This window comes from Kitasatospora sp. NPDC008115 (genome assembly GCF_042957205.1).
Taxonomy (GTDB): Bacteria; Actinomycetota; Actinomycetes; order Streptomycetales; family Streptomycetaceae; genus Kitasatospora.
This window is the reverse complement of sequence record NZ_JBIBHU010000017.1, coordinates 93119-117305: the sequence shown is the minus strand read 5'-3', so window position 1 is coordinate 117305 and position 24187 is coordinate 93119. Positions and strand designations below refer to the sequence as shown.

The 24187-nt window shown below is 71.3% G+C and carries 30 protein-coding genes and 1 pseudogene; 10 read left to right on the top strand and 21 right to left on the bottom strand.

Annotation, left to right across the window (positions count from 1 at the left end):
- Positions 1-39 precede the first annotated feature (39 nt).
- Positions 40-1353: a peptidase gene (locus ACFZBX_RS22065; RefSeq protein WP_391535469.1), complete on the bottom strand. Its 1314-nt coding sequence runs from the start codon at positions 1351-1353 to the stop codon at positions 40-42.
- 104 nt (positions 1354-1457) lie between these two features.
- A complete protein-coding gene (locus tag ACFZBX_RS22060) occupies positions 1458-2081 on the bottom strand; it encodes a TetR/AcrR family transcriptional regulator (protein ID WP_391535468.1) in 624 nt (207 codons plus the stop codon).
- Positions 2082-2204: 123 nt separating this feature from the next.
- Here ACFZBX_RS22060 and ACFZBX_RS22055 point away from each other — a divergent pair, with 123 nt between their 5' ends.
- The 4 genes from ACFZBX_RS22055 to ACFZBX_RS22040 all read left to right on the top strand — a co-directional run bounded on the left by ACFZBX_RS22055 (position 2205) and on the right by ACFZBX_RS22040 (position 5898).
- Positions 2205-3227 (top strand): hypothetical protein, encoded by a 1023-nt coding sequence (locus ACFZBX_RS22055; protein WP_391535467.1) that lies wholly within the window; start codon positions 2205-2207, stop codon positions 3225-3227.
- A 59-nt stretch (positions 3228-3286) separates the two neighbouring features.
- Positions 3287-3991 carry a GNAT family N-acetyltransferase gene (locus ACFZBX_RS22050; RefSeq protein ID WP_391535466.1) on the top strand — a complete coding sequence of 235 codons (705 nt, stop codon included), beginning with the start codon at positions 3287-3289 and terminating at the stop codon, positions 3989-3991.
- A 148-nt stretch (positions 3992-4139) separates the two neighbouring features.
- A complete protein-coding gene (locus ACFZBX_RS22045; protein WP_391535465.1) occupies positions 4140-5165 on the top strand; it encodes a helix-turn-helix domain-containing protein in 1026 nt (341 codons plus the stop codon).
- A gap of 124 nt (positions 5166-5289) precedes the next feature.
- Complete coding sequence (locus ACFZBX_RS22040) at positions 5290-5898, top strand: hypothetical protein (protein WP_391535464.1); 609 nt, start codon at positions 5290-5292, stop codon at positions 5896-5898.
- A gap of 442 nt (positions 5899-6340) precedes the next feature.
- Here ACFZBX_RS22040 and ACFZBX_RS22035 read toward each other — a convergent pair whose 3' ends face one another.
- Positions 6341-6658, bottom strand: a complete 318-nt coding sequence (locus ACFZBX_RS22035) for a Scr1 family TA system antitoxin-like transcriptional regulator (RefSeq protein ID WP_391535534.1) — start codon at positions 6656-6658, stop codon at positions 6341-6343.
- Here ACFZBX_RS22035 and ACFZBX_RS22030 point away from each other — a divergent pair.
- Positions 6585-7226, top strand: a complete 642-nt coding sequence (locus ACFZBX_RS22030; protein ID WP_391535533.1) for a transposase — start codon at positions 6585-6587, stop codon at positions 7224-7226. The two genes, ACFZBX_RS22035 and ACFZBX_RS22030, sit on opposite strands and share 74 nt — an antisense overlap.
- Positions 7220-7450 (top strand): annotated as a pseudogene (locus ACFZBX_RS22025) (IS5/IS1182 family transposase); the annotation flags it as partial. The gene ACFZBX_RS22030 and the pseudogene ACFZBX_RS22025, both read left to right, overlap by 7 nt.
- An 11-nt stretch (positions 7451-7461) precedes the next feature.
- Here the strand turns inward: ACFZBX_RS22025 and ACFZBX_RS22020 are convergent.
- Complete coding sequence (locus ACFZBX_RS22020) at positions 7462-8055, bottom strand: dihydrofolate reductase family protein (RefSeq protein WP_391535463.1); 594 nt, start codon at positions 8053-8055, stop codon at positions 7462-7464.
- A gap of 69 nt (positions 8056-8124) precedes the next feature.
- On the opposite strand from ACFZBX_RS22020, the gene ACFZBX_RS22015 reads away from it, so the two are divergent.
- Positions 8125-8703 carry a TetR/AcrR family transcriptional regulator gene (locus tag ACFZBX_RS22015; RefSeq protein ID WP_391535462.1) on the top strand — a complete coding sequence of 193 codons (579 nt, stop codon included), beginning with the start codon at positions 8125-8127 and terminating at the stop codon, positions 8701-8703.
- A 180-nt stretch (positions 8704-8883) separates the two neighbouring features.
- On the opposite strand, the gene ACFZBX_RS22010 is transcribed toward ACFZBX_RS22015, so the two are convergent.
- The 8 genes from ACFZBX_RS22010 to ACFZBX_RS21975 form a co-directional block, all read right to left on the bottom strand.
- Entirely contained in the window at positions 8884-9066 is a 183-nt protein-coding gene (locus ACFZBX_RS22010; RefSeq protein ID WP_391535461.1) for a DUF6342 family protein, read from the bottom strand.
- A gap of 49 nt (positions 9067-9115) precedes the next feature.
- On the bottom strand, positions 9116-9499 hold the full coding sequence (gene gcvH / locus ACFZBX_RS22005; RefSeq protein ID WP_391535460.1) for a glycine cleavage system protein GcvH: 384 nt from the start codon (positions 9497-9499) through the stop codon (positions 9116-9118).
- A gap of 190 nt (positions 9500-9689) precedes the next feature.
- Positions 9690-10637, bottom strand: coding sequence for a hypothetical protein (locus tag ACFZBX_RS22000; protein ID WP_391535459.1), 948 nt, complete (start codon positions 10635-10637; stop codon positions 9690-9692).
- Entirely contained in the window at positions 10634-11974 is a 1341-nt protein-coding gene (gene guaD / locus ACFZBX_RS21995) for a guanine deaminase (protein WP_391535458.1), read from the bottom strand. Before guaD ends, ACFZBX_RS22000 begins: the two co-directional genes overlap by 4 nt.
- A 209-nt stretch (positions 11975-12183) precedes the next feature.
- Positions 12184-14091: a serine hydrolase gene (locus tag ACFZBX_RS21990; RefSeq protein ID WP_391535457.1), complete on the bottom strand. Its 1908-nt coding sequence runs from the start codon at positions 14089-14091 to the stop codon at positions 12184-12186.
- A 45-nt stretch (positions 14092-14136) separates the two neighbouring features.
- Positions 14137-14427: a DUF397 domain-containing protein gene (locus ACFZBX_RS21985; protein ID WP_391535456.1), complete on the bottom strand. Its 291-nt coding sequence runs from the start codon at positions 14425-14427 to the stop codon at positions 14137-14139.
- 143 nt (positions 14428-14570) lie between these two features.
- Positions 14571-14753, bottom strand: coding sequence for a DUF397 domain-containing protein (locus ACFZBX_RS21980; RefSeq protein ID WP_391535455.1), 183 nt, complete (start codon positions 14751-14753; stop codon positions 14571-14573).
- On the bottom strand, positions 14750-15637 hold the full coding sequence (locus tag ACFZBX_RS21975; protein WP_391535454.1) for a Scr1 family TA system antitoxin-like transcriptional regulator: 888 nt from the start codon (positions 15635-15637) through the stop codon (positions 14750-14752). Before ACFZBX_RS21975 ends, ACFZBX_RS21980 begins: the two co-directional genes overlap by 4 nt.
- A gap of 126 nt (positions 15638-15763) precedes the next feature.
- Between ACFZBX_RS21975 and ACFZBX_RS21970 the strand changes: the two genes are divergently transcribed.
- Entirely contained in the window at positions 15764-16276 is a 513-nt protein-coding gene (locus tag ACFZBX_RS21970) for an ATP-binding protein (RefSeq protein ID WP_391535453.1), read from the top strand.
- Positions 16263-16448: a hypothetical protein gene (locus tag ACFZBX_RS21965; RefSeq protein WP_391535452.1), complete on the top strand. Its 186-nt coding sequence runs from the start codon at positions 16263-16265 to the stop codon at positions 16446-16448. Before ACFZBX_RS21970 ends, ACFZBX_RS21965 begins: the two co-directional genes overlap by 14 nt.
- 65 nt (positions 16449-16513) lie before the next feature.
- On the opposite strand, the gene ACFZBX_RS21960 is transcribed toward ACFZBX_RS21965, so the two are convergent.
- Positions 16514-16915: a DUF3052 domain-containing protein gene (locus ACFZBX_RS21960; protein ID WP_391535451.1), complete on the bottom strand. Its 402-nt coding sequence runs from the start codon at positions 16913-16915 to the stop codon at positions 16514-16516.
- A 126-nt stretch (positions 16916-17041) separates the two neighbouring features.
- Positions 17042-17455 (bottom strand): RidA family protein, encoded by a 414-nt coding sequence (locus tag ACFZBX_RS21955; protein ID WP_391535450.1) that lies wholly within the window; start codon positions 17453-17455, stop codon positions 17042-17044.
- Positions 17456-17527: 72 nt separating this feature from the next.
- Here ACFZBX_RS21955 and ACFZBX_RS21950 point away from each other — a divergent pair, with 72 nt between their 5' ends.
- A complete protein-coding gene (locus ACFZBX_RS21950) occupies positions 17528-18478 on the top strand; it encodes a LysR family transcriptional regulator (protein ID WP_391535449.1) in 951 nt (316 codons plus the stop codon).
- A gap of 47 nt (positions 18479-18525) precedes the next feature.
- Here ACFZBX_RS21950 and ACFZBX_RS21945 read toward each other — a convergent pair whose 3' ends face one another.
- The 7 genes from ACFZBX_RS21945 to ACFZBX_RS21915 all read right to left on the bottom strand — a co-directional run bounded on the left by ACFZBX_RS21945 (position 18526) and on the right by ACFZBX_RS21915 (position 24165).
- Positions 18526-18993, bottom strand: coding sequence for a hypothetical protein (locus tag ACFZBX_RS21945; RefSeq protein ID WP_391535448.1), 468 nt, complete (start codon positions 18991-18993; stop codon positions 18526-18528).
- 214 nt (positions 18994-19207) lie between these two features.
- Positions 19208-20230 (bottom strand): hypothetical protein, encoded by a 1023-nt coding sequence (locus tag ACFZBX_RS21940; RefSeq protein ID WP_391535447.1) that lies wholly within the window; start codon positions 20228-20230, stop codon positions 19208-19210.
- A gap of 183 nt (positions 20231-20413) precedes the next feature.
- Positions 20414-20950, bottom strand: a complete 537-nt coding sequence (locus tag ACFZBX_RS21935; RefSeq protein ID WP_391535446.1) for a carboxymuconolactone decarboxylase family protein — start codon at positions 20948-20950, stop codon at positions 20414-20416.
- A gap of 103 nt (positions 20951-21053) precedes the next feature.
- The gene (locus ACFZBX_RS21930; RefSeq protein ID WP_391535532.1) at positions 21054-21995 is read right to left on the bottom strand and encodes an arsenic resistance protein; all 942 of its coding nucleotides are present in this window, start codon (positions 21993-21995) and stop codon (positions 21054-21056) included.
- Between the two features lie 129 nt (positions 21996-22124).
- Positions 22125-22619 (bottom strand): hypothetical protein, encoded by a 495-nt coding sequence (locus ACFZBX_RS21925; RefSeq protein WP_391535445.1) that lies wholly within the window; start codon positions 22617-22619, stop codon positions 22125-22127.
- Between the two features lie 145 nt (positions 22620-22764).
- Complete coding sequence (locus ACFZBX_RS21920) at positions 22765-23178, bottom strand: RidA family protein (protein ID WP_391535444.1); 414 nt, start codon at positions 23176-23178, stop codon at positions 22765-22767.
- 96 nt (positions 23179-23274) lie between these two features.
- A complete protein-coding gene (locus ACFZBX_RS21915; RefSeq protein WP_391535443.1) occupies positions 23275-24165 on the bottom strand; it encodes a helix-turn-helix domain-containing protein in 891 nt (296 codons plus the stop codon).
- Between the last annotated feature and the right edge of the window lie 22 nt (positions 24166-24187).

Genomic DNA, 24187 nt, shown 5'->3' with positions numbered 1-24187 from the left:
CCCCGCCCCGCCGCGCCGCGCCGCGCCGCGCCGCGTGGGCTACTCGGTGACGAGTTCGAGCCCGTACTTCTCCAGGTAGATGTCGAGGGGCGCGTACCAGCCGGTCGTGCCGCAGATGCGGTTGGTCTTCCCCTGGCACTGGGCGTCGTTGGTGCCGCCGGAGATGATCCCGTTGGCGTAGACGTCGGAGCCGTTGGGCTGGGAGACGGGGCCGCCGCTGTCGCCCTGGCCCCAGACGGGCTGGTTGGGCTTGTGCACCCTGACCGTCCGCTGGACCACCATCCCGTTGCCGTAGGTGACGGTCTGTTCCGTGGCCTCGATGGTGATGTCGCAGATGTCCCCCGACTGCGAGCCGGACGTGCACACCCGCTGCCCCACGTGGTTCTGGTGCAGCCCCTTGACCGGCCAGGTCCGCTGGTCGCCGGCGTTCGACGCCTCCGCCCAGGGCCCCCACCACATGCGCGGCTGGAAGAAGTCCGAGGCGCCGGCGTAGATGAGGTTGACGTCCCGTTCCGTGTCGCGGTGCCCGACCGAGCCGAACGACCTGCTGTCGGGGTACTGCAGGCTGTACGCCGGCGTTCCCTGGTCGCCGCAGTGCGCGGCGCTGGTCATCATCCGGTACTGGCTCCCCGGGTAGCGGACGGCGAACCCGGTGGAGCAGACGTACCCGTCGTTCCCCCTCCAGAAGGTCCACCGCGCGCCGCCGTACGCCTGCTGGGTGTCCCGCCCGGAGGTGCCGGCGGCGGCCACGGCCGTTCCCGTCGCCGCCTGCGGGTTCTCGTTCTTCACCTGGACGACGGCGACCCCGCCGGTGAGCTCCGTGATGTCGCCGGCGACCGACGCGGTGGCCTGGGCACCGAGGGCGTTGCCGCCGGCCTCGGCGACGCCGAGGATCAGGCCCTTGCCGTCCGGGCTCGGGCCGACGGAGGTGAGCCTCCCCTGGAGCCGCTCCCGCTGGGCGAAGGCCGCGTCGCGGGCGTCGAGCAGTTGGCGGTGGGTGTACGGCGCGTCCGCGAAGGTGACCTTCACCCGCCGGTCGCCGCGCGCGGCCTGACGGACCTCCGCCGGCACCCCGCCCTTCCAGTACACGGTGACGGCGGACCTGTCGGGGTCGGTGACCAGCCCGCTGTAGCCGCCCTCGTCCGGCAGCCTCCGCACCTCGGCGGTGATCGCGTCGGCCACCGCGCCGACCGCGTTCTGCTTGGCCCAGAAGGCCGCACCGGACGCGGACAAGGACGCGGACGCGGACCCGGCCTCAGGCGCGGGCGCAGCCGAGGCCGAGGCCGGGACGGTGAAGGCGACGGCACCCGCCAGGGCGACCATCGCGACGGAGACGGCGGAGAATCGACGCATCTCTGTGATCCCTCGTTTCGCTTCGCTGGGAACTGCTGCGAAGCGACGCTAGGAATCACCTGTTCACATCCGGTCAACGGCGGATGGACGCACCGACGGCGGCCTCAGGCCGGTGGTACGCCCCGGCCCCGCACCAGGGGGAGGTACACCTCGTCGACGATCTCGACGAGCACCTCGTCGGGGGCGGTGGGGGCGCCGCGCACGACGAACTCGTTGCGCAGCAGGGTCATGGCGACGGTGGCGACCCTGGGGTGGAGCGCCTCCGGGAAGGCTTCGCCCCGGGCGATCGCGCGCCCCAGGATGGTCAGCCACGGGGCGGCGGCCGCCTCGCCGGACTGTTCCTGGAGCTGTGCCAGGAGTTCGGCGGTGCCCCCGGCGGCGGCGAGGAGTTCGCGCAGGATGGCGCCCTGGGGGGAGCTCCAGTAACGGTTCGCCTGGCGCAGCCACTCCAGGACGTCGCCGCGCAGGCTGCCGGTGTCGGGCGGCTGGACGGTCGTGGCGAGCCGCCGGTAGGCGGCGACGGCGAGGGCGAGGCGGTTGGGCCAGCGGCGGTAGATCGCGTTCTTGTTGGTGCCGGCGCGCGCGGCGACCTTGTCCATCGTCAGGCCGGCGAACCCGGACCCGGTGAGTTCGTCCACGGCCGCGCGCAGGATCGCGTCCTCCAGGGCGGCTCCGCGCCGCCGCGTCCGCCCGGCGGCGGACGGCGGGCCCATCGGTCGTTCCGGCATGGCGGCCCCTACTCGCTATCGGCACGCTGCGTACCTTCCCATTCTGGCCAGCTGCCCGAAGCCCCGACAAGTAGGGTACGGTCCGTACCGTAAACCTCCGCGTCCAAGGAGAGGGAGCGACGCATGCGCGCCAAAGGCATCAGCTACGACACCGGCTTCGCCTGGAACGGCCACCTCGGCCGCAAGCGGTTCGACCCGGAGGTGGTCCGGCGCGAGCTGGCGATCATCCGCGACGACCTGCACTGCACCGCGGTCCGCGTCATGGGCGGGGACCCCGACCGGATCGAACTCGCCGCCGGGTACGCCGCCGACCTCGGCCTTGAGGTCTGGTTCTCCCCCTACCCGCTCGAACTGACCACCGACGGGATGCTGTCGCTGTTCGCCGACTGCGCCGAGCGCGCGGAGCGGCTCAGGCGGCGCGGAGCCGAGGTCGTGTTCGTCACCGGCGCCGAACTCAGCCTGATGAACAAGGGGTTCCTGCCCGGCGACAGCACCGACGAGCGCGTGGCGCTGCTGAGCCGCCCCGAGCGGGTGCGCGAGCACATCGGTACGGCCGGTGCCAAGGTCAACGCGTTCCTGGCCGAGGCCGTGCCGCTGGTCCGCGAGCGCTTCGGCGGCAGGGTCACCTACGCCGCCGTCCCGCTGGAGAACGTCGACTGGACCCCGTTCGACATCGTCTCCCTGGACCTCTACCGGTCGGCCGAGGTCGCCGACCGGTTCGCCGCCGGCGTGCGGCAACTCGTCGGCCAGGGCAAGCCGGTGGCCGTCACCGAGTTCGGCGCGGCCGGCTACCGGGGCGCCGGCGACCGGGGGGCCCGCGGCCTGGAGGTCGTCGAGTACGACGCCGCCACCCGCGCGCCGCTGCGGCTCGACGGCGCGTACGCCCGCGACGAGGCCGGCCAGGCCGCCTACCTGCGCGAGTTGCTGGAGGCGTTCGACGCGGGAGGCATCGACAGCGCCTTCGTGTTCACCTTCGCCCTCTACGACTACCCGTACCGCCCGGACGGCGACCCCCGCGAGGACCTGGACCTGGCGAGCTACGGCGTCGTGAAGGTGCTGGAGGACCGCAACGGCGCCACCTACCCGGACCTGCCGTGGGAGCCCAAGGCCGCGTTCGCCGCGGTCGCCGACCACTACCGCGGCTGATGCGCCGACCCCCGATATCCGGTGGCCTCGGCGGCGGAGGGTCCGGAGAATGGCCGGGCATGAGCCTGCTCCCGCACTGGCCGCTCGGCGGCCTACGGCTGACCACCCCACGCCTGGAGCTGCGACTGCCCGACCCGGACGAGCTCGCCGCCCTGGCCTCGCTGGCCGCCGAAGGCGTGCACGACCCGGCCGTGCAGCCGTTCACGGTCGCCTGGACGGACGTCGCACCGGCGCAGCGGGCGCGGAGCGTCCTGCAGTACCACTGGCGTTGCTGGGGCGCGTGGCAGCCGGCGGACTGGGAGCTGAACCTCGTGGCGCTGCGGGACGGCGTCGTCGTGGGCACCCAGGGCATCGGCGCCCGGGACTTCGCGATCCTCCGCGAGGTGCGCACCGGTTCGTGGCTCGGCCGGCAACACCACGGCCGGGGCCTGGGCACCGAGATGCGTGCCGCCGTCCTCCACCTGGCCTTCGCCGGGCTCGCCGCCCGGCACGCCGTCTCCGGTGCCTACGCCCACAACACGGCGTCGCTGGGGGTGTCGGGGAAGCTGGGGTACCGCGAGGACGGCATCGAGCACCACGTCGTCCGCGAGCGGGCCGTCGTCCTGCGCCGGCTGCGCCTCACCGCCGAGCGGTGGCGGGAGCACCGGACGGTCCCGGTGGAGATCGAGGGACTGCCGCAGTGCCTGCCCTGGTTCGGCCTGGGCCGAGCGGCAGGACGGCTTGTGGGGCGCCGCCGGGCCGCCGATGCCCGCTTCGTTCCGTAAGCCGACGGGAACCGCCGAGCCGACTTGCCCGTCCGCGCAATGACCTGCCGTCTGCGTGCACGGGTTCCGCCCGCCGTTCCCCGGTGGACCGGGGCCCGGTTCATGATGTGGATCGAATCTGCAGGTCAACGGGTCAAGGATCGTATCGTTGGAGACGTCGGAGACGGTGCCGGAGGGTGTGGCCGCGCACTACACGACCGAGGGGTTGCCCGTGTCGGGCAGACGGGCGTACTGGCGCGAGGCGCTCTCGCGGACGTTCGGGCCGGTGGACATGAAGCTGCCCGACGAGGTCGAGCACGGCACGATCCGCACCTCGCTGCTGGGCCGGCTCCAGGCCGTCACCGTGGAGGGGGACCCCCACCAGGCGCAACGGACCCGGCGCCTCATCGCCCGCAGCGACGACGAGGAGTTCGTCGTCGTCAAGATCCTCGACCGGGGCTCCCTGCACGTCGAACAGGACACCCGGGAGACCCGTCTGCGCGCGGGTCAGCTCTTCGTCTACGACCTGGCGCGCCCGGTCCGGCTGACCGTACCCGAGCGGTTCAGCACCAAGTCCCTGGTGCTGTCCCGCCGGGCGCTGGGCCTGACCGAGTCCGACCTCCGGCGGATCACCGCGATTCCGCTCGGCGCCGGATCGCCGCTCGGCCGGCTGATGCCGCCGCTCCTGTCCCACCTCGCCGACTCGGCGGGCAGCTACCGGCCGAAGGCGGGAGCGCTGGTCGCCGGTCGCGCGGTGAGCCTGATCCAGACGCTCGCCGAGGAACACCTCGGTCGCGATCTGCGGGACACGCCCGACCCCTCCCGGATGACGCTGCTGCGGATCCAGGCCCACGTCGACGAGAACCTCACCGACCGGGGCCTCACCCCCGAGGCCATCGCCCGCCACCACCACATGTCCGTGCGCCACCTGCACAAGCTCTTCGAACTCGAAGGCACCACCGTCCGCCGCTGGATCCAGCAGCGCCGCCTGGAACAGTGCCGCCGCGCCCTGGGCGGCCGACAGGGCCGGGGCCGGAGCATCGCGGCCGTGGCCCATCACTGGGGCTTCACCAACGCCTCGCACTTCAGCCGCTCGTTCAAGGCCACCTACGGCCTCTCCCCGCGCGAGTGGCGCAACACCTCCCTCCACTCGCCGCAGAAGCACGCGCACTGGATCCTCCCGGCACACCCGTAACCCGGGCCGCGCCTGCGCCGTGCGGCCGGAATTGTGTCCGGTTCCCGCATGGCCCGGGTGCGTCGCATGTTATTTCCTTACGCGTGCAAAGCAGTTGACCCAGCTAGCGAACGGACAAGTGATCATGCGATCCCGCACACTGACCGCCGTCTCTGCGCTCACTGCACTCACGTTCCTCGGCATGGTCCCGGTGGCGCAGGCGACCGGCCCGGCCGCCACCCCCGCGTCGGGCACCGAGGCCAAGATCCAGAAGCCGGCCCCGGACACGGCCGAGGCGGTGGACGTGGCACGCACGGCGGCGGCCCCGTCCGGCACCACGCTCCAGAACGCGCGCTCCCTGTGTTACCGGGCCCACTCGCGGAACGCGGGGTGGACCTCCCTGCTGTGCACCGACGGCGCCGCGGGCTTCACCGGCACCACGGGCCAGAACGACCCGATCGACCGCGTGTACTTCGCCGTGTACGGAGACCTGAACTTCAACGTGCAGATGCACTGGGCCAACGCCGGCACCGGCGTCGAGCGCCGCGTGGATCCGGGCACCTGGGCCGAGATCTACAACCCCGCCGGCAACGCGCTCGAAGCGATTCATCTGCGCAGCACCAACGAGACCATGAAGGCCGCCGCCCACGTGCAGAACGTCGGCTGGAAGGGCACGGACCTGTGGTCGTACGACCAGTGGATCGGCAGCATCGGCGAGGCCCGCTGGATGGAGGCGTTCTGGGTCGCCATCTGATCCGATCAGCCCGGGCGCCGTGGACGACGACGTCGCCACGTTGCCCACCCCCGCGCCCGGCGCACCGTCCACCTCGGTGACCAGCACCTCATCGCCTCCGAGGGTAGTTCGGGCGGGCTCGGCTTGGGGCGGCGGTTGCAGGCCGAGCGAGCGGTAGTCGGCGGCGAGCTCTCCGCGCCAGCCGCATTGGCCGTCGAGGCTCGCCGCCACGGCGAGCCTCGACGGGAACCACGCCGTGTCCGCCCGGAAGACCGGCACCGCACGTCGGCTGAGTTCTTCGACCACCAGATCGACGGTCGGACTCGGAGGCCAGAACTCCCCCGCTCCCCGTGACCCACTTCGTCCAGCGCCGGCAATGTCGCGGTGGACATGGATCTCCCTCACCTTCTGCTAACCGCACGGGGCGAGCGGGATTCAAGGTAGGGCCGGACCTGATGGGAAATCAGGAGGTTTCTCGTTGCCTCAAGAACTCGTCCCGGATGGCCGCTAGCAATTCCCGCATGGGCTCGCCTTCGAGGGACAGTTGCTCGAATCTTCTGAACCGCGCCAGGTAGAGGTCCAGATCCTTGGGGTCCGTGGTGGAGACCTCGGCGTGCGGGATCTCCACGATGACCAGCCGACTGTCACAGGCGATGAAGGAGGACGAGCCGACCTCGGTCATCCGCGCTGACAGCGGTACGACACCGATGCGCACGCCCGGAAGTCGGGACAGCGTGACGGGCCTGTCGATCTGGAGCGCCATCTCCACTGGCGAGACGATCAGCCACGCGAAATCGGGTCGGGGGCGGGCTCACGACCCGGACGGCAGCCAGTACTCGGTGAAGGGGACGGCGTGGGATTCGGCGATCTCCCGGTGGCGGGGGCACTGGGGGGCGGCCTCTGCGGGGAGCTTCTCGGCTCCGGTGAACTCACGGGTTGTCACTCCACTCGGGCGGCATGGGGCCCTGGGTCTTCGCGGCCACACTCGTGCCGTCGGATCAGAGTGTGGACTGCTTGAGGGTGGCCTCGCCGAGGAATCGGCGAGGCCACCCGGACGAACCGAGCCGTTCCCGCGGAGTAGGAAGTCGGCCTGGCCGACTTCCTACTCCGCGCCATGCCGGGTCAGGGCGGGAGGCCGGGCCGGGCGAGGGGGCGTGGCCGACTGCGGTTGGGCGTTTCGTTCCGATCATCGGATCGTTGGTCCGGTCGTGCCGTTGAGTGACGCGCAGTGGGCGCGGATGGAGCCGTTGTTGCCGGACCGGACGCCGAAGCAGGGTGGCCGCCGGCGAGACCACCGACAGGTGATCAACGCGATCGCCTTCACGTTCCAGACCGGAACGCCGCGGTGATCCCAGTCCCGGCGGACCAGCAGGCCCACCGGCTGCGGCGCGGCGGACAAGGCGGCAGACCACCGGCCTTCGACCGCGACACCTACAAGCAGCGCAACACCGTCGAGCGGTGCATCAACCACCTCAAGCAGTGGCGCGGCATCGCCACCCGCTACGAGAAGACGGCGACCAGCTACCTGGCCGGACTCCACATCGCGGGCATCTGCCTCTGGTCCGCCCGCTGAACCGAAACCGCCTAGCGACGGGTGAGGCGGGTGAGGGTGACCCCGTTGGGGAAGGCGGTGCGCTCGGCGACGTCGAAGACAGTGGGGTCGAAGGCACCCTCGACCACCGGGACTCCGCTTCCGGCAATGACCGGATACGTCTTGATCAGCAGCTCGTCAATCTCGGACAGCAGGGTGCCCGCGAGCCGGCCGCCCCCGCAGAGCCAGATGTCCAGCACGGCGTCCGCCTCGCCCTTGAGCTCGCGGACGAGGGCGAGCGGGTCGCTCGGCACCACGGTGACGGCTGGGTCGGTGTCCGGCTTGAGGGTGCCGGACACCACGTACTGGCGCAGGTGCGCGTACGGGCTGGTGATCCCGTTGTCGAGGGCCGGGCGGTAGGTACCGAGGCCCATGACGACGGTGTCGAAACGCCGGTTGGGCGCGTCGGCGACACCGACGGCCGCGCGAATGGCGGTCGGGACGGTCTCCGGGTACAGCGCGTTCATCCAAGTCGAGTAGGCGGCGGCCTGCTGCTCGTCGCCCTGCGGAAAGAAGTCGACCTCGCCGCCGGGACCGGCGATGCGGCCGTCGAGCGAGACGCCGATGTAGTACACGAGCTTCCGCAAAGTGGCCCCCCATACGTAGTACTCTGATTGAAGTGGTTTGAACGTAGTACTACACCTGGAGTGGTGTCAATGGTGAGACGGAATGACCAGCGGCGCGCGGCCCTCGTCGACGCGGCGATCGAGGTGCTGGCCCGGGAAGGCGCACGCGGCCTGACTTTCCGGGCCGTGGACGCCGAGGCGGCCGTTCCCGCCGGCACGGCGTGCAACTACTTTCCCAACCGCGACGACCTGTTCACGCAGGCCGGCGCCCGGGTCTACGAGCGACTCCAGCCCGACGAGGCCACGATTGCCCGCCAGCAAGCAGCCGGCCGCGACCGGGACGCCTACGTAGAGCTGATGCGCGAACTCGTGGGCCGCATCGCCTCCTTCCGCACCGGCTACCTCGCGCTGCTGGAACTCCGTCTCGAAGCCACCCGCCGCCCCGAACTGCGCAAGGTCCTCACGGAGCGGGTCCGGGCCGACGTGGACGCCAACGTCGCCCATCACGAGACCTCCGGTCTCCCCGGCGACACCACGGCGGTCAAGCTGCTCATGCTGACGCTGAATTGGCTGATCGTTGAACAGCTCACCCTGCCGGACGTCTTCACGGAGGTTGAGCGTGAGCAACTGGTAACGGCCGCAGTGGAGCGCATCGTGGCGGCGGCGTAGCTGCCCGGCCCAGGAGGACCCCGACCTGCTGCGGTGGAAGTGGGCTGGACCGCACCGGCCTCGGCAGTCACCCGCCCTTGGTTCCGTCTACTGATCCGAACGAAACGGGCCTAGCGGTCGGCAGCAGTGCGGGGCGGCGCCGGTGGTCGGCGCCGCCCCGCGCCGGGTCAGAACCGTGGGTCAGTTCGTCAGGTTCTTCTGGTCGGTGACGAGCCTGCCCGCGATGGAGAGGTTGCCGTCGGAGTCGAGCACACCGATGACCCGGCGAGTTGCGCCGCGGTAGGTCGTGGAGAAGACCCTTTGCGACCAGTGGACCGGCGGCGTCCGCGAGACCCGCTGGATGGAGGCGTTCCGGGGCGCCATCCGATCCCTCACGGTCTGTCAGTTCCTGTGGGCGGCACGGGGCCGCGGGTCAGTCGGCGGTGGCCGCTCGGTAGGCGGGGGCGTCGAGGAGGTTGCCGTAGTCGGTCTTGTTCGACGGCTGGAGCTTGAGGATCCAGGCCTCGTAGGGCGAGTCGTTGATGAACTCCGGGGTGTCGATCAGTTCCTCGTTCACGGCGAGGACCTTGCCGCCCACCGGGGCGTAGAAGTCCGATGCGCTCTTGACCGACTCGACGATGCCTGCGGGCTCGCCGGCCTCGAAGACCTTGCCGACCTCCGCCAGCTCCACGAACACGATGTCGCCGAGGGCCTTCTGGGCGTGGTCGCTGATCCCGACCGTCACCGTGCCGTCCGCCTCCAGGTGCGCCCACTCGTGTGTCTCGGCATACCGCAGCTCGTCAGGGATGTCCGACATGCTCACTCCTCCGGGGTGTGGTCGATCGACGGACTCAGCATGCCCCAGGTCGCCGAGAAGAGGGTGGACGACCACGACATGACTGACCGGACGTCACCACGTCTCGGCCTCCGCCCGGTTCCGGAGGAACATCTGATCCCGAACTGCCGGGACCGGCGTCGATGCGACGCCGGCCCCGGCGGTTCGCCGCTCAGCCCCGGTACACCAGGTAGATGAGGCCGAAGTGGGGTGCGGTGTCGAGCCCCGGATACGCCTGGCCGGCGGGGCCGGACTGCTCCGTGCTCCAGGGGTTCTCGTAGTCGCTGTTGTACTTGAGCCAGTGCAGCGTGCCGGGGCCGGCGTCCGGTCCCTTGTAGTAGCTGCAGTAGAGGCCGTCGTTGTACCGGGAGACCGCGAGGGTCCGGGCGCCCTGGACCGGTCTGCCGTGGATGTCCTGGACGCGGCGGTCCTCGCTCCACTCCCCCGTTTCGCTGTCATAGGTGATCCAGTACAGGCAGTCGTCCTCGCCGTCGTGCAGGCAGTACAGCCGGCCCTTGTACCGTTCGATGGCGAGCACCTGCCGGGACGGGATGCCGCCGGGGATCGGGCTGTCCTCTCCCCAGGCCCTGTCGTGGGTGTCGTAGGTGATCCACTTGAGCGCGCCGTCCTCGTCGTCGTGCACGCAGTACACGAGCCCGTCGTAGACGGCGAGCGCGGCCGGGTTCGCCGAGCGGACGATGCTGTGTTCCTTGTCCTCCAGCGGCTGCCAGTTGCGCCAGCCGATCTCCTCACCCTCCGTGTTGTAGCGCGACCACCAGAGGTAGTTGTTCTCCTCGCTCCGGTGGTTGACGCAGTACAGGAAGTCGTTGGCGTGCGTCACCGCGGGGGCGCCGACGCACGGAACCGTACGCCCGTCGGCATCGCGGACGGCCTCGTCCGGCGTCCAGGCGACGGGATCGTCCCCGGTGTGGCTCCACCACAGCGTGCTGGAGCCTTCATCCGTCACGTCCTGGTGGACGCAGTACAGCAGGCTCTTGTACGCCTCGACGGCGGGCCCGAAGCTCGATCCGGCTCCGGGGATCCCGGGGACCGGCTTCCACTTCTCCTTGGCGTCCTTGTCGTAGGAGGCGCACAGCAGCGGCCTGGTTTGTTCGGTCATCTCTCTGGTCCTCTCGTGTCGGCCAGGCGAACGGGCGGGGGTGCGGGGCAGGCGTCGCGGTGGTGGGCGAGGCGTCCGGCGACGTACGTGGCCAGGACGGTGCGGTCGTCGCCCATGACCGCGAGGGAGAACAGCAGGTCGTCGACGGAGTCGACGTGGCCGGTGCGCGCGTCCAGCTGCGGGGTCGCGGCCGGGTCCAGCACGATGAAGTCGGCCTCGTGGCCCGGCTCCAGCGACCCGATCAGGTGGTCGAGGCGCATCGCCGTCGCCGAGCCCACGGTCGCGAGGTAGAAGAGCTTGACCCCGTCCATCGGGAACCCCCGCAGCGCACCGACCTTGTAGGCCTCGCTCGCGGTCTGGAGCAGCGAGAGGCTGGTGCCCCCGGCGACGTCGGAGCCCAGGCCGACGGGCACCCGCCGCCCCGGCTTGACCGCCCGCTTCATGCGGAAGAGGCCGGAGCCGAGGAACAGGTTCGACGTCGGGCAGTGCGACACCCCGCTGCCGGTCTCGTGCAGCCGCCGCCACTCCCGCTTGCTGAGGTGCACGGCATGGGCGAAGACCGCGCCCGGCCCGAGCAGCCCGTGCTGCTCGTAGACGTCGACGTAGTCGCGGTACTGCGGGCGCGGGAACAACTCCGCCACCTGTTCGATCTCCCGGACGTTCTCCGAGACGTGGGTCTGGAGGAGGGTGCCGGGATGGTCGCGCCACAGCTCGCCGGCCGCGCTCAGCATCCGGGAGGTGCAGGTGAAGGCGAAGCGCGGCGTGACCGCGTAGACGCTGCGGCCAAGGCCGTGCCACCGCTTGATCAGGTTCGCGGAGTCCTCGTAGGCCTGTTCGGGAGAGGAGTCCAGCATGGCGGGCGGGGCGTTGCGGTCCATCAGCACCTTGCCCGCCACGAGCCGCATCCCCCGGCCCACGCTCTCCTCGAAGAGCGCGTCGACCGACTGCGGGGAGGGCGCGCAGTAGACCATGGCGGTCGTCGTCCCGCTGCGCAGCAGCTCGTCGCAGAACAGGGCGGCGATCGGCCGGGCGTAGGCCGGGTCGACGAAGCGGCTCTCCTCCGGATAGACGTAGTCCTGGAGCCACTCGGGCAGTTGCTCGCCGTAGGAGGCGATGATCCGCATCTGGACGTAGTGCGCGTGGGAACCGACGAGCCCCGGCAGGATCACCTTGTCGCGGTAGGACACGACGGTCACGCCCGGCGGCAGGTCGCCGACCAGCCGGCCGTAGTCGCCGGCGGCGACGATCATCCCGTCCTGGCAGACCAGGAGCCCGTCCTCCTCGTACACCAGCGCGTTGTCACTGGACGTCAGGAAGGGGTCGTCACGGAACCACACGAGGCGGCCCCGGATCGCTGTCGTTTCCCGGCTCTCGTGGGAGGCGCCGGGGTGGGAGAAGTCAGGTGCGTATGAGGAGCACATGGTGGCTGCCTCCTAGGGGTGAGGCACACAGACAGCTCAACCATAGAGAGGAGCGGCATCGTTCGCATGCCGACCATGTGGCTGCCCTGATGGCTACGGCCGCAGGGCCCCCGAACCAGGACGCGTCAGGGGTTGCCGCGGAAGGTGGAGAGGACGGGCCAGTCGGTGATCACGTTGCCCAGCAGCCACATCAGGTCGTCGAGTTCCTTGTGCATCTCCCCCAGGCGGGAGAGGTCGCGGGCGTTGACGAGCACGGCCCAGCAGCGGTCGTCGGCAGTGCTGACCATGAGGGCCACGCTGCCCGGGAGATCACCGTTGTGCCACCGGTTTCCCTCGTCGGAGATCTGCCAGCCCTTGGCATAGGTGACCGGCTTGCCGGTCGGATCGTGTGCCGTCGTGCGGGTGAACATCGTGGCGAGGGAGCCCGGCGAGAGGATGTTCCCGACCCCCGGGAAGCCGTCGACGTGCACCAGGAAGCGGACCAGGGCCTCCGCGGTCGCCAGCCAGCCACCGTGCGCGTCCATCCGCGAGGCGCGGAAGTCGTACGGGCCCACGCCACCGCCGGGATGCTCGGTGTAGACGACCTCGCCAGGGCGCCGGTCGCCGAGCGTGTCGCCGGCCAGGAACATGTCCGTGATGCCGCACGGCTGCAGCACCAGTTCACGGACGGCCTGTTCGTACGTCTGGCCGGTCACGGCCTCGATCACCCGGCCCAGCACGCAGTAGCCGAAGTTGAGGTACTCGTACGTCTGGCCCGGCGTGTGGGCGAGCGGGGCGTTGGGAGAGCCGTCGGGCCGGCGTCCGAGCATCCAGTCGATCAACTGGTGCTGGCTCAACGTGAGGTGATTGAACATCGGGTCGTTCGGACTGTTCACCCATCCACTCGTGTGCTCCAGCAGATGCTGGACCGTGATTCCCGGAACGCCGCCCGGGTACGGCTGGGTTCCGAAGGTCGTGCCCAGTCGCGCGCCCGGCCCGAACACCAGGTCCCCCAGCGCCAGTTGGCCGCTCTCGATGAGCCGGAAGACCGCGACAGCCGTCAGTGGCTTGGACAGGCTCGCCATGCGGAACAGGGAGGTGGGGCGGACGGGATCGGTCGAGCCCTGGGCGACCACGCCGAACCCGCGGGACAGCCCCAGGCGACCGCGCTCGGCCCGCGCCACCGCCGCGCCCGGGACCTGGTACTTGACCATGAACGGCTTCATCATGTCGTCCAGCAATGCCACTTCCGAGGCGGTGAGATAGGTCTTGCGCCAGATCCCGGCGCACCTGGTCAGCGGATCACCGAGCAAGGTGTAGGCGCGCATCCGCGCCGGCCGGAAGCCTCGGGACAACAGGCCGTCGTGTTGCATCTGCAAGTCGCCGAACGACAGCCCGACCCGCACCTCGCTGTTCACGACATCGCCGCGTTGCCAGATCCCTGTGTACCGGGCCTCGTGGAACACGTCGTATCCGGTCAGCGCCGTCAGGACATAGCCCGCCGGCTCCCAGTCACGACGCCGCAGGTCCAGCAGGCCTTCCGACATGTTGTGCTCGACGAGCCGTTCGGCGGGCGCGCCGGGCCGCCACAGCGCCGCGAAGGAGGGCCGGCCGTCGGGTGACAAGTAGGCCGCCACGTCGTACGGCAGGAATCCGTTCCCGGCGAGCTCGTTGGTCACCGCCTGGAACTCGAAGACGTCCAGACCGTGCCGACCGATGATCGGAGGCACAGGGCCGGCCGTGGCCCACAACGAGGTGAACCGGGGGCCCTCGCCGACGTCGTAGGCGCTCACGGTGAGTGGCATGAACCCCTGCGGAAGCAGGTCATTGAACAGCGCACTGTAGGCATCGCCGGTCAGCGCAGGCAGAATCCGCCAGATGTACGGCACTGGAGACTGCTCCCAGATGGACGCGTGCAGCTCAACGCCGTTCTGGGCGTATGTCGTCACATCCAACGGGTGAAAACCTTGCGCCCGCAGCAGCGTGCTTTCCGCCTCGTGCTCTGCCAGTGACAGACCACGGAGCACCCTGAGCGCTGGATTTAGCTCCGCCACACCTTCACGCTACGGCCATCCTTCCCGGCCCGCCTCATGAGGAGGTCAGGCGGACCGGGCGAAGTCCAGGAAGGCCTGCCAGGCGGCCGGGGAGAAGGTGAGGTGGGGGCCGGACTGGTCCTTGGAGTCGCGGACGAGGACGGCAGACGTCGTCTCGGCGACCTCGACGCAGCATGCGTTGTCGCCGTGGCTGTGGCTGCTCTTGTGCCAGCCGACCTCGACGCACGCGCCGCCTTCGTCGCCGCTGTAGCTGCTCTTGAACCAGGCGACCTCGACGCAGTTGCCGCCCTCGTTGCTGCTGTAGCTGCTCTTGAACCACACCAGTTCGCTGCTCATGGCTCTCCCTGAAGTGAGGGTGCTGTAGCGCGGGTTCAGGATACGGGGCACAACCCCCACACGGGAGGAGCGGAACCCACACAGAAGGCGGCCGTCCACTGAGGGGTGGACGGCCGCGAGGTGTCGAGTGGGGAGACTGGTCGTCAGACCGACTGCGCGAACTCGACGAACGCCTGCCAGGCGGCCGGCGAGAAGGTGAGGTGGGGACCGGACTTGTCCTTCGAGTCACGGACGAGCACGGCCGACGTCGCCTCGGCGACCTCGACGCACTCGCCGCCCTCGTTGCCGCTGTAGCTGCTCTTGAACCACACCAGTTCGCTGCTCATCGCTCTCCCAGAATCTTCTCGATCAACGACAGGGACTCCTCAGGAGTGTGCGCCTGCGACCTGAGCGTGCTGTATCGCGCGTTCAGGATACGGACTTCACTCTGCTCCGTGATCAGCCTACTGCTCGTCTGCACCTCGATGTAGCCCATCTGCGGACGGCCCTTCGGGGTGAGCAGGATGAACGGGCCACCCATACCAGCGTGGTCCGTACGGTTCAGGGGCATCACCTGAATCACCATCCCCCGCGTGTTCCCCACCTCCAGCAGGTGTTGCAGCTGGCCTGCGTGAACGTCCCAACCCCCCATCGGTCGACGGAGCACGCTCTCGTCGATCACCCAGCTGAACATGGCTCGGGGCCACTTGGCGAGGATCTCCTGCCGCGCCATTCGAGCGGCCACCCGCATCTCGATGACCTCTTCGGAGAGCGGCGGCTGCCGCATCTCGTAGACGGCTCGGGCGTGGGCCTCGGTCTGGAGCAGTCCCGGGAAGTCCCAGAGGCTCCAGTTGTTGAGCTCTTCGCACTCGGCCTCCAGGCCCACGTAGCCCCGGAACCACTCGGGGTGCCGCACGCGCGCCTTGGCCTTCGCGCTCTCGATGTCGTCCGCGGTGACGATCAGCAGCCCCTTGGCATCCAGGACCCTCTCCGACGCGACCAACAGCTCCCGCTGCGGCGTCCGCTTCCCCTGCTCGACCGCCCCGATCAGGCTCTCGGTGTAGCCGACCTGCTTGGCGAACTCCTTCTGCGTCAGCCCCGCCCGCTCGCGCAGGAGCTTGATCTGCTTGCCGATCGCCCTGAGGAAGTCCGACACCTCCGACAGGTCCTCGTCCAGCTGCGGGCGCACGACGTCGCCGCTGTCTCCGCCGGTTCCCTTAACTTCGGTCATTCCGACCTCCCCATTTTCCGGTCACGGCCGACCGCCGTCACACGACACTTTCCGCGCACGCACAGGCACTCACCGTGCCCACCAGATGCATCGTCAGCCTAAGCCCGGGGGGGCAGGCTTTTCCCCATGAAGTCCGAAATCCCCCTCGACGAACCGGAGCCGCGCGCCCACACCGCGCTCCTCTCCGCCACCCCCAAGGGCGCCGCGACCGGCCGCCGGATCGCCAGACAGCAGCTGACCACCTGGGACCTCAACTCCCTTTGGCCGGAGGCTTTTCACCACGCGCTGATCATCGTCGCGGAGCTGGCCGCCAACGCCTCCACGCACGGGCGCATGCCGGGGCGCGGGTTCGAGCTGCACCTCTCCCTCACCACCGCGCGCCGGGCGTGCACCACCGTGCTCCGGATCGAGGTCTCGGACTGCCGGGGCGACCGCCGGCCCGCGCTCCCCACGATGGCCTGCCCGGCGGACTCCCAGTCGGGGCGCGGGCTCACCCTCGTGGACGCGCTCGCCGACCGCTGGGGCACCCTCCCCCGCGACCCCAGCGCCAAGACGGTCTGGGCCGAACTCGACCTGCCCGCCGCCGAGTTCAAGAACACCTCCGACGACCCCTCCCCCACCGACGATGTCGCTGCCTGACCAGAACCCGCACGCCCAGCACAGCCCGGCCGCCGCCGCGGCCTACACCGTCCTCCCCTTCGCCCTCCTCCTTGCGCTGGTCGCCTGGATCTACCCCGTCCTCAAGCACCACCACGACCTCCACCGCCCCGCCCCCGCCGCGACCAGCAGCCCGGTCAGCAGGGACCGCTGATGGCTGATCACATAGAAACGGCCCTCGCCCGGTCGTCCGGACGAGGGCCGCAAGGACCGACGCGGCTACCCCCTGGGCCCCACAAGCCTGGTGGCACTCCACTCGGACACGGCGGAGATCGTGGAGGTCCGGGCGAGGCCTGCGGAGCTCGCGGCCTCGCTGATGTCGGAGGGCTCGACGTAGCCGTCCCGTCCCGTCTTCGGGGTCAACAGCCAGATGATCCCGCCCTCCGCCAGCGGCGCGCGCGCGTCGACGAGGAAGTCCATCAGGTCCCCGTCGTCCTCCCGGAACCACGCCAGGACCACGTCGACGACCTCGCCGCTCTCGTCGCTGAGGAGGTCCGCCCCCGTCGCCTTCTCCACCGCCTCCCGCAACTCCGAGTCGACATCGTCGTCATGGCCGATCTCCATGGCCACCGTGCCCGGCTGGATCCCGAGCTTCGTCGCGATGGTCGCTTCCGCCGTCATCCGAACTCCTCTGCTCCACAAGGGGCGGCGGTTCGACCGCCCGGGCCATGGTCGCCGGTCCGCCCTCCGGTCGGGCGTGGTTGCCACACCTGGACAGAAAGTGATCGAACTCGCCCGAAGACGACATCACCCCGCGCAGGAAGTCGGCCCCTCCGACTTCCCACTCCGAGCATCGACCTCGATCTCGATCCGCATCCGGGGGTCGGCGAGGCCGCACACCATCATCGTGGCGGCGGGCCGCACCTCCCCGAAGTACCGGCGCAGCACCGGCCAGCAGGGCTCGAAGTCCGCACGCTCCGGCAGCAGGTAGCGCACCCTCACCACGTCGGCGAAGGTGCAGCCGGCCTCGGCCAGGGCCGCGCCGATGTTGCGCAGGCACTGCTCGGCCTGTTCCACCACGTCGTCGGAGATCGTCATCGTCCGGTAGTCGAATCCGGTGGTGCCGGAGACGTGCACCCAATCGCCGAGGACCACCGCCCGCGCGTAGCCGATCTGTTCCTCGAAGGTCGAACCGCTGAGAATGGCGCGTCGCTCTGTCATGCGGCGAACGCTAAGCGAGCTGCGGCGATACGTCTAATACCCGGAAAACCATCGCCTGATATCTCTAGGAATATGAGCCGCCCCGAACTCCCGCTCCCCCAGTTGCACGCATTCACTGTCCTCGCCGAGGAACTCCACTTCGGTCACGCCGCAGCCCGCCTCGGTATCGCCCAGCCCCCGCTGAGCCAGCAGATAGCCCGGCTGGAGGCGAAGGTCGGGCACCCGCTGTTCGTGCGCGAGCCGGGGCGGGTCGCGCTCACCCCGGCCGGTCGGGAGCTGCTGCCGGCGGCGCGGCGGGCGCTCGCGGACCTCGCCGACGGGCTGGCCGCCGCCCGGGCGGTGGGCAGCGGGCGGGCGGGACGGCTGCGGATCGGGTTCTCGGCCTCGCTCGCGCTGACCGTCCTGCCGGGGGTGCTCGGCACCTTCCGCGAGCGCTACCCGGACGTGGACCTGGACCTGTGCGAGATGACCACCGCCCCGCAGCTCGACGCCCTGCGCGAGCGCACGATCGACGTCGGGCTGCTGCGCGAGCCCCCGGACGACGACGGGGCGGGGCCGCTCGGCTTCCGGACGGTGCTCACCGAGCCGTTCCTCGCCGTGCTCCCGGCGGGGCACCCGCTGGCGGGCCGACGGACGGTGGACGTGGCCGAGTTGGCGGACGAGCCGTTCGTGCTGCTTCCCCGGCCCGTCGGGCCACGGCTGTACGACCGGATCACGGAGCTGTGCGGGACGGCCGGGTTCGCGCCGCGCATCGTGCAGCACGCGGTGGAGTGGCAGACGGTGTGCGCGCTGGTCGGCGCGGGCCTCGGGGTGTCCCTGGCCCCGGCGGGCATCCGGCGCCTCGGGCTGCGGGAGGTCGCCTTCCGGCCCGTCGAACCGCGCTCCGTGCGCACCCTGGTCGCGGTCGCCTGGCGCCGGGAGGACCGCAGCCCCCTGGTGGCCAACCTGCTGGCGGCCGTCGGCGGGGACGGGGAGGACCGTGAGGGCGGGGACCCCGGCCGGACGGAGCCGGGTGCATCCTGAGCGCACCCGCGCGCCCCTCCGTCCGGCCGGGGCGACCATGGGAGGGCCTACTTGTGCCAGGGGCTCCAGTTCCCCGACGAGTTGCGCTCGATGTACCAGTCCTTGCCGTCCGTGCCGAGCACCCTCACCTTCAGGTAGCCGCCGTCGTGGTTGACGATGGTCGGGTCGGACAGGGACGCACCGCCCAGCGAGACCGTGGGGCTCTTGCTGCCGGTCGGCGTCGTCCAGGTGGTCCAGAGCGCGTAGTCCGTGCCGATGAAGAACGACTGGGTCGTGCCGTCGTCGAAGTGGTAGACGGGGATGGTGTCGCCGTAGCCGCCGCCGCAGAGGAACTTGGCACCGGGCCAGCCGGTCCAGTCCTCGGACGTCACCGCCGGCTTGTTGCACTGGCTCTTCACCGTCGAGTCCGCCCAGGCGGCCTGGGCGGTGCCCGCCGTCACGGCGATGGACCCCACCAGCGTGGCGGCGACCACGGCCGCCGACGCTGCGGTCTTCCCTAACCTCTTCATCCCCATGACCCACCTCCGGGCAGCGGACCGGCCCGCCCACCGGTGCGGCAGGCGGCGCGAAGGCCCTCCCGGGACAGCGTGCCGCCGCCGCGCGGCCCCGTCAGCCGGACCGCCGGGCACAGCCCGAGCAGCCCGGAGGGAATGCCCCACCGACCACCCGGACTTGCCCGCACGCACGGCAGGCCCTGGTGGCCGCCCCGGACGCCTACCCGGCGGGCGTCTACCCGGCGGCCGGGTGGTCGGTGGTGAGGGCCTTGACCATCCCGTCCGCGCGGGTCCGGCCGTACTCGCTCACCAGGGCGTCCTGGAACAACTGCCACTGGTGCTTGATCTCCGCGGTCGCCTGCTCCATCACCTGCGTGAAGTTGCTCTTCCCCGGCGAGAAGGTCAGCTGGGCCCGCCGGAAGCCGGTGCTGTCCTTGGCCAGGCCGATGCCGTTGCCCAGGTACTGCGAGCCCTTCTGGCCGTCCTGGTGGGTCACGCGCGGGGAGCCGTGCTCGCAGTCGTTGTTGCGGTCGCCCTGGGAGTCCTCGTCGTTGTGGTAGCAGCCGGTGATGAGGCGGGCGTCCAGTCGCTTGGAGAAGTCGGCGAGGACGTTGAGGCTGGACCAGTCCTTCCGGTAGGCGGCCATGTCGAAGATCGGCGCCGGCGCGAGCTGGGCGAGGCCAGGGGGGTTGAGGTGGCTGACGTTCTGGCCCTGGTCGTGCTTGTCGGCGTAGTTGCTGTGCGCATAGAAGTCCTCGATCGCGTGCCAGGACCGGCCGAGGCCGTCGAGGACCTCGCACTTCTTGAAGTCCGGCCCCTCGTCGAGCTTGCACGCCCGGTCCTCGACCTGGGCCTGCACCGGTGCCCCGGCCGCGTCCACGACGCCGTCCGCCGCCGAGAGGGCCCGGACGAAGTTGTCGTACGAGTACTGCGCGCAGTTCTGGAGCTCGCGGAAGGCCCGCATGCGGGTGCGCGGGTACGCCTTGCCGCCGTTGTCCGCGTCGGTCAGGTAGTCGGCGTTGTCGCAGTGCGCCTTGGAGTCGTCCCCCCAGGGCTTCTTGTCGCTGACGTTGACCGCGCGCGTGACCTGCTCGCGGGTGGCGGTCTCGAACGTCACGGCGTCCAGCGTCACCTTGGTGTGGTTGGCCGTGATGAAGGCCTGCGCCGGGGTGGCGGTCGCCAGTAACTGGAGGACGAGACAGCCGACGGCGGCGGGGCCGAGCAGCCGGCCGGGGAGGTGGTGGCGCGGGTTGTCCATGGTGGGGCCTCTCGGTGGGGGTGTTTCCTCCAGTGGAAGGCCCCCGCGCCCGGGCGGGGATGTGCTGGGCGGCCGATCGGTGGACCCTCCCGGCCGGGCTCCGCTCGAACGGGCCACTGCCCCGGGCACGCGCCGGGCCCCGGCCGGTCGCGGTGACCGGCCGGGGCCCTGGTGGTGCGGGGGTCAGGGCAGGTAGCCCTTGGCGGCGAGGCGCTCGCCGATCTCGTCGTACACCGCGGGGTCGTCGGGCGTGATCGCGGCGAGGCCGTCGACGTAGCGGTTGAACATACAGAACGAGGCGGCGACCAGCACGGTGTCGTGGATGGACTCGTCGTCGGCGCCCGCCGCGCGGGCGGCGGCGATGTGCTCCTCGGTGACGGCCAGGCCGCTGATCTGGACCTGGCCCGCGATCTCCAGCAGCGCGCGCATCCGGTCGCTGACCGGTGCGGTCGCCAGGTCGCGCTTGACGGCGTCGACCACGGTGTAGTCGCCCCCGCTCAGCGTGTGGGCGGCGGCCGCGCTGTGCGAACCGGTGCAGTAGCGGGTCTCGTTGCGGGCCGAGACGAACGCGGCGATCAGCTCGCGCTCGCCCACGGTGAGCGGGGACTCGCCGCGGAGCAGCTGCTCCGCGAGCTCACTGAGTGCGCGGCCCGAGGCGGGCTTGCTGTCCATCAGACCCCGGATACCGGGGCGCTGCTGGGGGACGGCGATGTGCGGCATGCGAATCGACCTCCGTGGCAGGGTACTTGTCGAACCGTGAGACGGTCGTCCCGTTAGTGCTGAACTGGTTGAGAGCATATGGGCGACCGGCCGTATCGGAGTACTAACTGGCCGGAACCAGGCGGGGAACGAAGCGGACGTAGGCAACCATGCCGAGCACCTCGACCAGGGTCTGCGTGACCACGACGGCCGCCGCCACGGAGAACGCGTCCGGCAGGGCGAGGGCGAGCGGGAGGACGACCAGGGAGTTGCGGGTCGCCCCGGTGAAGACGATCGCCCGGGCGGCGCCGGTGCCGAGCCGGAAGAGGCGGGCGACGGCCTTCCCGGCGAACGCCATCACCACCAGGAACAGCACGTAGAACGGGACCACCCCGGCGACGTCGCCGAGGCTGTCGCCCAGCCTGGGGACCTGCGAGGCGACCACGGTCAGCAGGGTCGCGGCCATCAGCGGCACCATCGTCGTCGTCGCGGCGGCCGCGACCCGGCGGCCGGACGGGCCGCGCGCCGCCCAGGCCTGGAGCAGCCAGGCGAGGGCCAGCGGGACGACGATCAGGGTGAGGAACGCCCGCACGAACGGCCCGGCCTCGACGATGTCGGACAGCTCCGGGCCCAGGAACAGGTAGAGGTACACCGGGAGCAGCAGCATCTGCGCCACCAGCAGCAGCGGGGTGGCGGCGAGCAGGCGGCGGCTGGAGCCGCCGGCCAGGCCGGAGAAGACGATGACGTAGTCCACGCACGGGCAGAGCAGCACCAACAGCACCCCGATGCGGACGGCCCGGTCGTCCGGCAGGAAGGTGAACATCGCGGCCACCACGAGGGGGACGACGGCGAAGTTCACCGTCAGCGCGGCGGTGAGGAAGCGGGTGTCGCGCAGCGAGCGCAGCAGTTCGGCGGCGGGGACCTGGAGGAAGGTGACGAACAGCAGCGCGCCGAGCACGGGGTTGACGGCGTGCTCCAGGCCGGGGCCCGCGCCGGGGGCGAGCAGGCCGATCAGGCCGCCGAGGGCCATCGCGGCGAGGTAGACGGCCACCTGGTGGCGTTCCATCCGCTCGACCGGGCCGCCGGTCCGTAGTCCGTGTTCTGACACCCTCGCTGCTCCCTCACGCGTCGACGCCGGGCCGCCGCGGTGGCGGACCGGCGTCCATCCTCGCAGGTCAAGTGGGTTTCCTGGGGCTCAGGAGCCGTCCTGGCAGGAGGCCTTGCGGCGCTTGTCGAACTCCTTGGCGCCGAGCACCTTGTACTCCCAGTCCCAGCCGCCGGCCGCCCACTTGCCGGCGGGCAGGGCGAGCAGCACGCCGCCGGGGACGGTCACGGTGAGCGCGCGGTCGCGGGCCACCTCGACGGTGTAGCGCTTGTCGGCGCTGATGCCCCCGGTGAGTTGGCCGGAGGACGTCCAGCCGGGCGGGAGGGCGCCGAGGTCGACGGTCTCCAGCGCGTTCGCGGCGGAGCGGCCCTCGCGCGGGTGGACCTCCAGCTTCTCGGAGCCGGGGAAGACCTTGACGCGGACGGCGTGCAGGCGCTCGCCGGGGCACAGGCCGGTGCGGACGACCATCCGGCCGCCGTCCACCCGGACGGCGATCAGCTCCTCCTGCTCGGGTTGCGGGCCGCCGCAGCCGACCAACGCCACCACGGTCACCGCCACCACCGCTCCCGCCCCGTGCCGCCGCACCCCGCGCCTCCTCCGCACCCGCCCGTTCCGATCGCACTGATCCTGCCCCAAGGACCTCCCCCGCCACACAGAGGGGACCCACCCGGGGCGCACGGGGGCGCGCAGCGGGGCTGGCGGGGGGCGCGGGGCGCGACCGCGCGCGGGGTCAGGGAGCCGCCGGGCCCCGGGTGAGGATCGCGTCGACCTCGATCTCGACGAGCCACTGCGGGTCGATGAAGCGGGACACCCCGACGAAGGTGGTGACCGGCCGGACGGCGGAGAAGCGCTCACCGTGGGCGCGGGCGGCCTCGCGCCAGGTGGTGACGTCGGTGAGCATGATCCGCGTCCGGACGACGTCGGACGGCTCCGCGCCCGCCTCCTTCAGCGCCGCCTCCGCGATGTCCAGGCAGCGGACGGTCTGGGCGTACACGTCGCCCACCCCGACCGTCGTGCCGTCGTCCCCGATCGGGGCCGTCCCGGCGACGGCGACGTGCGCGCCCTTGCGCACCGCCCGCGAGAATCCGATCCGCGGCTTCAGCGGGGAGCCCGAACCGACGTTGCGTCGCTCGCTGTTGTCCATCGCGCCATCATGGCAGCGGGCGGCGGGGCGGGCGGGGCGCGCGGGGCGCGCGGGGCGCGCGGGGCGCGCGGGGCGCGCGGGGCGCGCGGGGCGGCGCTACGGCCGGACGAGGTCGGCGAGGCGGGCCAGGGCCTCGGCGGCGGCGGTGTCCTCGCCCGGGGAGAAGACGTGCAGCAGCAGGCCCGTCGCGCCGGGGGCGTCCGGCAGGTGGAGGGCCTCGAAGTCCAGGGTGAGGACGCCGGTGAGCGGGTGGTGCAGGCGCTTGCGGCCCGCCGCGCACATCACCACCTCACCGGAGTCCCAGATCCGGCGGAACTCCGCACTGATGGCGCAGAGTTCGGCGATCAGCGCGGTCAGCTCGGCGTCCTCCGGCCAGGTGCCGGACGCCACCCGCAGCTGGCCGACGGCCTCGGCCGCGCGGGCCGCCCAGTCGGGGTGGACGGTGCGGGCGGCGTCGTCCAGGAAGAGGAAGCGGGCCTGGTTGCGGTCACGGCGGGCCGGGTCCCCGGCGCCGCCGAGCAGTTCGGAGCCCAGCGGGTTCCAGGCCACCACGTCGAGGCGGTGGTCGGTGACGAAGGCGGGCAGCGCCTCGCCCAGGGCGTCCAGCATCCGGCGCAGTACCGGGCCCACCCGGGGCGTGGGCAGCGGCACCCGGCGGCCGCAGGCCAGCGTGGTCAGGTGGAGGCGCTCGGCCTCGTCCAGGCCCAGGGTGCGCGCCAGCGCGTCCAGCACCTCACCGGACGGCTGGGTGGAGCGGCCCTGCTCCAGGCGGACGTAGTAGTCGACGCTGATCCCCGCCAGCTGCGCCAGCTCCTCGCGGCGCAGCCCGCGCACCCGCCGCCGGCCACCGCCCGCCAGCCCCACCCGCTCGGGGGCGACCCGGCCGCGGCGGGCACGCAGGAACTCGCCCAGGGCGTGCCGGGGGTCGACGGAACGGGCGGCGGGGTCCGCGGGTTCGGCCGGGCGGGCGGCGGTGGTGGTGTCCATGCGCTCCAGTATGGGTGGCCCT